Source organism: Vibrio sp. 10N.237.312.B06 (genome assembly GCF_041464685.1).
GTDB classification, from domain to species: Bacteria; Pseudomonadota; Gammaproteobacteria; order Enterobacterales; family Vibrionaceae; genus Vibrio; species Vibrio tasmaniensis_A.
In genome coordinates this window covers 1-4,590 of sequence record NZ_JBFSPI010000152.1, presented here as the reverse complement: position 1 = coordinate 4,590, position 4,590 = coordinate 1, and the positions used below count along the sequence as shown (strand labels likewise).

Genomic DNA, 4,590 nt, shown 5'->3' with positions numbered 1-4,590 from the left:
GGATTATCTGCTAACTGCAAGATCGTTCAAGTCTTCTTAAACGATCGGCATTAACGTTTACAAAGGGCCTTATTGTACTCCGCCCAGTTAGTTATCTTATTGTTTGATTTACCGATATCACCGCCATTCCAATCGTTTCAAATGATCAGATCGCAGGACTTGGAAAAGGTTCAACTAATTTAGGCAACAACGCCTGGCAGATAGGGAAACTGTAACCCTCGATAGTAGTATGGTTGCTTATCGTAATGTTGATAACAATCTTGTTACTATGCTACAGTACTCATTACCTGTTTTTTTAAGAACTAAATTGATTGCGGAGTTGATGAACAATTAGATGGGTAAATCGAAGAGAAAAATCACCAATTGGAAAGAATACAACCAAGCGCTCGTAAACAGAGGCTTGCTGACTTTCTGGATGGATGACGACGCAATCCCAATTGGTACAGTGACACTCCGTCTGGACGCAGAGGTAGAAGCAATAAGTTCCGCGATAGAGACTGCCCTGATGCTGAAGGGGATTTTCAATTTGCCACTCCGTGCTCTACAGCGCTTTATTGATTCGCTGTTTAGTCTGATGGATGTAGATTTGCGTTCACCGAATTACACCAGCATAAGCAAGCGAGCACGAACAGTAGAGGTGAACTATCGGCTCAGTCGCTCACCTCTTCATTGACGCGACGGTTGAGTTGCAGAGAAAGTCGGAAAAGTTGGCGTCGCGAGCGCCTGAATGTCGGTTTGTTATGAGCTTAGTGACCGATGAAAAAGGCAATGAGTTGGCAAGGTGGTATTTATTATCAAATGTTTTTGATGTTGTGCGACAGAGATAGCGATGTGGTATTGCCATCGCTGGAATATTGAGTCTTGGTTCAAACTGTTGAAAACGAATGGTCACCAGCTTGAGAAATGGCAACAGACAACGGGTGAATTGATACTTAAACGGTTAATAGTAGCCAATGTTGCAACCACGCTCGTTTTCAAGCTTTACTCAGACAAGTCAGAAGAAGCGAATGTATTTAAAGGTTTTTTAGTGAAATTAAGCGGGTGTTTAACGAAGCGTTCAAAGCCAGTGACACATTCAGCCTTGCTTGCTGGTCTCTGGGTGTTCTTACAAATGTGCGAGGTATTGAACACTTACACGCCAGAGGAAATCAACAGGATGAAAGAGTTGGCTAGTTCGTTTTTTGCTCAATTTGTGTAGATATATATGCTCATAGGGCTTGAAATACTCCTAAGATTGGATCGATCAACGATTTCGTGATTAACAAGTTAAAAAGGGTTTTAAATAAAGATGAACTATGAAGAACTGACTAAAATAATAGCAGAGGAAGATTCAGTTTATGCAATTTATGATGATCAAAAATCGAATGAAAATCAATCTGAAAATATAATATTGCATTCACCAGTAAAGCATATTGTTGCTTATAATGAGATTGAGCTTATTGATTCAATAAGAGAAATTGATAAACTTAAGAAAAAAGGTTTCTATCTGGGAGGTTATATTTCATATGAGGCTGGATGTTTTTTAATTGACAAAAAAATCAAGCCTAAAAAAACAAAAGCATCCGAGCTGTTATTGAATTTTTATGCATTTAAAAGTATTGAATATATTTCTAAGAGTGATTTAAAAAAAGTGTTTGAAAATTCACCAGTGAATAAAAATTCAAATCTGGCAATTTATAACCTTAAGCTTAATGAAACTGAGGGAAAATATCAAAAGTCAATAAATAAAATTATGGGTTATTTAAAGTCTGGAGATGCATATCAAGTCAATTACACATTAAAATATAAGTTTGACCTAGAAGGCTCGCCTCTTTCTCTGTATAAAGTTTTACGAGATAGGCAAACTGTTCATTATGGTGCATTTCTAAACTTTGATAGTGAAAAAGTTTTGTCAATATCTCCTGAGCTATTTGTCAAAAAAATAGGGGGGAAGATTAAATCTAAACCCATGAAAGGTACAGCGAAAAGAGGTAATAGTACTGAAGAGGATAAAATAATAATCAACTTCCTAAAAAATGATCCTAAAACAATATCTGAAAATGTGATGATTGTGGATTTGATAAGGAATGACTTAGGTAGAATATGCAATTCAGGAAGCGTTAAGGTTGATAATATATTTGAAATTCAATCCTATGAAACTGTTCATCAAATGATATCGACGGTTAAAGGTGAGGTTGATAAGGATATCTCACTTTTAAATGTATTGAAGGGGATTTTTCCATGCGGGTCGATTACTGGAGCTCCAAAAATCAGAGCAATGGAAATAATAGACGAGTTAGAATCAGAAGCTCGAGGTGTTTATACTGGAGCAATAGGTTTCATCATGCCTAATAATGATTATTGTTTTAACGTGCCAATTAGGACGATAAAAATAGAAGGTAAAAAATGTGAGATGGGTATAGGGAGTGGTATCGTATTTGAAAGTGAAGTTGAAAAAGAGTTTGATGAATGTCTTTTAAAGGCAAAGTTTTTAACAAATATAAATGATGATTTTTACATAATAGAAACACTAAAGTATGATGCTAATGAGGGTTTTTTCTCTGATTTAGAATGCCACTTAAATAGGTTAAAAAATTCGGCTATTATTTTTAATTTTCATTATGATTATAATATTACTATTAATAACATTATGGGTTTAGTATCTAGCTTAGAAAATGGTATCTATAAAATTAGTGTAAACCTATATAAGGATGGAGGTATAAAGATGCACCTTAATCCTATAAGAGATTCTTTTTTACATAAAAAAATAAATATCAGTAATGTAAGAATTAACTCTTCTTCTATTTTTCAACAGCATAAGACATCAATGAGGCATCTTTATAACAGTGAATACAAAGCCGCAAATGAAAATGGCTTTTATGATGCCATTTTTTTGAATGAAAAAGATGAGGTTGTCGAGGCATGTTGTCATAATGTGTTTATTAAAAAAGATGGAGTGTTATTCACGCCACCTTGCTCATCCGGTGCTTTAGATGGCATTTTCAGAAAGAAATTTATGTTTGAAAATGTTGTTATTGAAAAAAAAATTGGTGTCGAAGATTTATTTAATGCCGACGAAATTTATCTGACTAACTCAGTTAGAGGTTTAGTCAAAGTAAGCTTATGTAAACAACATGGAAAACTAGAATGCTTTGCTTAATAGATAATTATGATTCTTTTACTTATAATATTGTTCAATATTTGAGTATTTTGGGAGAAACACCGTTTGTAATTAAAAATGATGAAATGACTATTCAAGAAATAATGGAGCTTTCTCCTAGTAAAGTTATTATATCTCCTGGGCCATGCACTCCAAATCAATCTGGTGTTTCTCTTGGTTTAATATCACAGCTTAAAGGTAAAGTTCCGATTTTAGGAATATGTTTAGGTCATGAGGCTATAGCCGAAGTGTTTGGTGGGAAAGTGGTTTTATCTAAACGCGTAATGCACGGTAAAGTATCTGAAATTCAGCATAATAATAAAGGTGTTTTTGAGGGGGTTCCATGCCCATTTAACGCCAATAGATATCATTCACTAATAGTGGAAAAAGAATCTTTACCTAAAGAGCTAGAGATAACTGCATGGTGTGAAAGTGATGATTTTGGATTTGAGGTAATGGGTATAAGGCATGTGAAATACGATATAGAAGGTGTTCAATTTCATCCTGAATCTATTTTGACTGAGTTTGGGTTTGAAATTTTAAAAAAATTCCTTAATAGACCCGATTTCAGATAATAAGTGCGACATTCATGGATAGGTGTAGAAGAAGAAGCCAACTACTGAAAGTGGTACACTCTTCTCGCCAAAGGTAACCGTTCACCAAGGCAGCTTGACTTATCATGATTGAGAGGATCGGTATTAGAGATTAAAAACGTTCGGGTACGGTTTCTTCTCAACAACAGAAGTGATGATTTCACTCAGAACTGACATTGCTGATAGTCCACGTTTTTTGCTGGTTTCGATAAGTGTATGAATACGGCTACGGAATTTATCCCCTGCATCCGAGGTCGTTCCGAAGCTGATTTTCCTTTGAATGACAAAACCTCTAATACATCGCTCAGCTTCATTATTGGTTAAGGGGATTGATGTTTTCTTGAGGAAAACCCACAAGCTTTCCCTGTGTTTGAGCAGTAACTTGCATCGCCCCCGATACCGCTTGACCATGACATCTGTCCCTTTGGTCAACCAATGATCGAACGATTTTTGTAGCCTGTGCATTCGCCGCAAGTACAGTGAATAATCCAATTCACCTTGCTGATAACGATGCCGAGTATGGAAAATGGTGTTCGTCAGCAAACAAAGATGTTTGCCAATATAAGCGGTGTGGCCACCGCCACTATAATCCGCCATTTATTCAAGATAAATAATTAATTTGTAAGTTTTAACTCTAAAGTGTAAGGGTTTATTAATGAGTAATTTTAGTTTGGACTATAAGCATAACGTTATTAATGATAGAAAGGTTAATGGTTTGTGTGCACCTGAGTGTTGTACCAGTTTGCCATTATCTTACCAGCAGCAGAGCTTGTGGTTTACGCATGAATACATGGATGGCCAAGAGACCGCTTACAACATGCTGATGACGTTCTCGCTTGATGCGGCTGTATCGATTGA

3 protein-coding genes and 3 pseudogenes are annotated in these 4,590 nt (G+C 35.9%); 5 read left to right on the top strand and 1 reads right to left on the bottom strand.

Annotated features, from left to right (window positions below; genetic code table 11):
* Positions 1 to 415 precede the first annotated feature (415 nt).
* The 4 genes and pseudogenes from AB6C75_RS22790 to AB6C75_RS22775 form a co-directional block, all read left to right on the top strand.
* Positions 416 to 649: pseudogene (locus AB6C75_RS22790) on the top strand (transposase); the annotation flags it as partial.
* A 22-nt stretch (positions 650 to 671) separates the two neighbouring features.
* A pseudogene (locus AB6C75_RS22785) lies at positions 672 to 1,198 on the top strand (transposase); the annotation flags it as partial.
* Between the two features lie 90 nt (positions 1,199 to 1,288).
* Positions 1,289 to 3,139 (top strand): aminodeoxychorismate synthase component I, encoded by a 1,851-nt coding sequence (pabB, locus tag AB6C75_RS22780; protein WP_372109388.1) that lies wholly within the window; start codon positions 1,289 to 1,291, stop codon positions 3,137 to 3,139.
* Positions 3,127 to 3,714 (top strand): aminodeoxychorismate/anthranilate synthase component II, encoded by a 588-nt coding sequence (locus AB6C75_RS22775; RefSeq protein WP_372109386.1) that lies wholly within the window; start codon positions 3,127 to 3,129, stop codon positions 3,712 to 3,714. Before pabB ends, AB6C75_RS22775 begins: the two co-directional genes overlap by 13 nt.
* A 123-nt stretch (positions 3,715 to 3,837) precedes the next feature.
* On the opposite strand, the pseudogene AB6C75_RS22770 reads toward AB6C75_RS22775, so the two are convergent.
* Positions 3,838 to 4,329 (bottom strand): annotated as a pseudogene (locus AB6C75_RS22770) (transposase); the annotation flags it as partial.
* A gap of 58 nt (positions 4,330 to 4,387) precedes the next feature.
* Between AB6C75_RS22770 and AB6C75_RS22765 the strand changes: the two are divergent.
* Positions 4,388 to 4,590: hypothetical protein (locus AB6C75_RS22765; RefSeq protein WP_372109384.1), on the top strand; the 203-nt coding region annotated here is incomplete at its 3' end.

Excerpts from the sequence above, each read along its gene's own strand:
- pabB (WP_372109388.1), top strand. The coding sequence starts at position 1,289 with ATGAACTATGAAGAACTGACTAAAATAATAGCAGAGGAAGATTCAGTT.
- AB6C75_RS22775 (WP_372109386.1), top strand. The coding sequence starts at position 3,127 with ATGCTTTGCTTAATAGATAATTATGATTCTTTTACTTATAATATTGTT.